Source organism: uncultured Clostridium sp., from assembly GCF_937920395.1.
Taxonomy (GTDB): Bacteria; Bacillota; Clostridia; order Clostridiales; family Clostridiaceae; genus Clostridium_AD.
Window position 1 is genome coordinate 1 of the sequence record NZ_CALEVF010000088.1, and the last position, 2,673, is coordinate 2,673.

Below are 2,673 nucleotides of genomic sequence, written 5' to 3' on the forward strand. Positions count from 1 at the left end.
GATACTTCAATATCAAGTAATTTCGTTTCTTTTTCTTCTGGAGGAAATTTATAAGCTATAGCCCATTTCGGAACCTTTGAAGTATTTCCCAGTTCTCTTCTATCTTCCAAATTATTGATTTTTATAACAACTCCGTCAATATCGTATGCGAGGTTTCCTCTTTCCTCTCCTATAGCTTGAATAGCACTCCACACTTCATCAGCTGTTTTACATTTCACATAATTCTCAATGACCTTTATTCCCTGCTTTTTCAACCATTCATAACCCTCGGTATGTGTTTTAAATTCAATTCCTTTAATATCTTGAATATTAAAAATGAATAGAGATATTCCTCTCTCTTTTGTTATCTTACTATCTAACTGCCTTAATGTACCCGCAGCACAGTTCCTTGGATTTGCAAACACCTTTTTTCCTAATAACTCTTGTTGTTCATTAATTTTATCAAACGCATCGTTTGACATATATACTTCACCACGAATTTCTAAATATGGTACTTTCTCTTTAAGTTTCTTAACGACATCCTTAATTACTTTAGCATTTTCAGTGACATCCTCGCCTTGAATAATTCCGTCACCCCTAGTAACAGCTACAGTTAAGTTTCCATCTACATAGCGAAGGGCCATTGATAAACCATCAATTTTAAATTCAATAACAAATGTCGGATTATCCAGTTCCTCAATCATTTTATTTACATAATTATATACATCTTCTTTTGTAAATACGTCTTGCAAACTGAGCATTGGAACATTATGTTTTACGAGTACCCCACCTTTCCTTTTAGCACTTCCACCTACTCTTTGAGTTGGAGAATCTAAGGTAATAAGTTCTGGATGCTCTTTTTCTATCTCTTTAAGTTCTAACATCATTTGATCGTATTCATAATCTGATATTTCTGGATTATCCTGATTGTAATATCTATCACTATGATAATTAATTATACCTTTAATTTTATTAAGTCTATCTTCTTCATTCATCATATCATTACTCCTCTATACCTCTAGAAGCTGTTTTAATTTAAAATCATTACTATTTATAATCTACACCATTTACAAAAGATAACACACAACTTTTAGGCCTTTTGAATAAAATTACTAGCATTCTCACTAGCTATTTTACCCAAAATGCCTATACTACATTCAAATAATTACTATCCAAATAATAGTCCTCTTTTAACAAATCTTATAACATTTCTAGTGGTGCCTTACCTAACATCAATTTTTTTATTCCCATGTTATCAAATGCTATTGAAATTAAAGTATCACCATTTGAACTGGACTTTGATACTATTGTACCTACTCCAAATTTAGTATGCCTAACTTTTCTACCTACTGTAGCTTCGCTACCTATGTTCCTCATGCCATTATTAATAACATTCTCCCTATTAATACTTTGCTGACCTGAATTGTCCCCATGTGCCGTAGCTGAAACATAGTCTTGTGGCGCAGTTTTACTTAAGAGACCATGTGGATTATATCTTTGCGAATTCTTTGCATTTTTTCTCTTTAGCACCTGCGTAGTCCTATTTTTAGCACCACCTATGATTTCTTTTAAATCTGGAGAAATTTCACTAATAAAATCAGATGGTTGATAGCTTACATTTCTACCAAATACCATTCTACTTTCTGCAGAAGTTATATATAGTTTTTCTTCAGCCCTTGTTATTGCAACATAACACAAACGCCTTGACTCTTCCATTTCAGTTGGATTATTAATGGAGGACATACCTGGAAATATTCCATTTTCCATGCCTACCATAAATACTACTGGAAACTCTAACCCCTTAGCACTATGAACCGTCATCATTGCTGATGTATCAATAGTTTCATCAGGATCATCAGTGGTTGAGCCTAAACTTACCCCTTCCAAAAATGTTAAGAGTGATTTGTCTTCTGAAGTCCTTTCAAACTCTACAGCATCCGATACTAATTCCTTTATATTTTCAACTCTACTTTCATCTTCTGGTTCCTTAGAGTTTTCGAGTTGCTTTAGATATCCTGTATCTTCAATTATAGTCTTAATAAGCTGAGATACTGTAACCTCTTCATTTTTAGCCATAAAGTTATTCATAAGACTTACAAATTTACTTATAGATGATTTATTTCTAGTTGTAAGTGTAGGTATATACTCCACATCTAAAATCGCACTATACAAACATTGATCTATACCATTCGCAAATTCTTGAATTTTTTGAATAGTTGCATCACCTATATTTCTTTTAGGTACATTTATAATTCTCTTTAAGGCAATATCATCAAGCGGATTATTAATAAGCTTTAAATATGCCATTATATCCTTTATTTCTTTTCTATCATAAAACTTTAATCCTCCAACTATCTTGTATGGGATTAAATGTTTTCTGAAACTTTCCTCAAAAATACGTGATTGAGAATTCATCCTATATAAAATTGCAAAGTCTTTATAACTTCTATTTCCATCTGCCATCATTGTTTTAATCTGATTTGACACAAAGTTTGCTTCATCTCTATCTGTAAATGCTCTATATAAATTTATTTTATCGCCATTTTCTTTTTCAGTTCTGAGTGCCTTATCTTTTCTTTGAGAATTGTTTTTTATGACTTCATTAGCCGCCTTAAGTATATTACCCTTTGATCTATAATTTTGCTCAAGTTTTACAACCTTTGCTTTTGGATAATCTTTTTCAAAGTCTAATAT

Annotated in this window: 2 protein-coding genes; both read right to left on the reverse strand. The window is 31.8% G+C overall.

Annotated elements, in window-relative coordinates:
* Positions 1-977 (reverse strand): NAD-dependent DNA ligase LigA (gene ligA, locus Q0649_RS08725; protein WP_367179364.1); only part of this gene is annotated, 977 nt, incomplete at its 3' end.
* 202 nt (positions 978-1,179) lie between these two features.
* On the reverse strand, positions 1,180-2,673 hold a 1,494-nt coding region (locus Q0649_RS08730; RefSeq protein ID WP_298840329.1), incomplete at its 5' end, for an ATP-dependent helicase.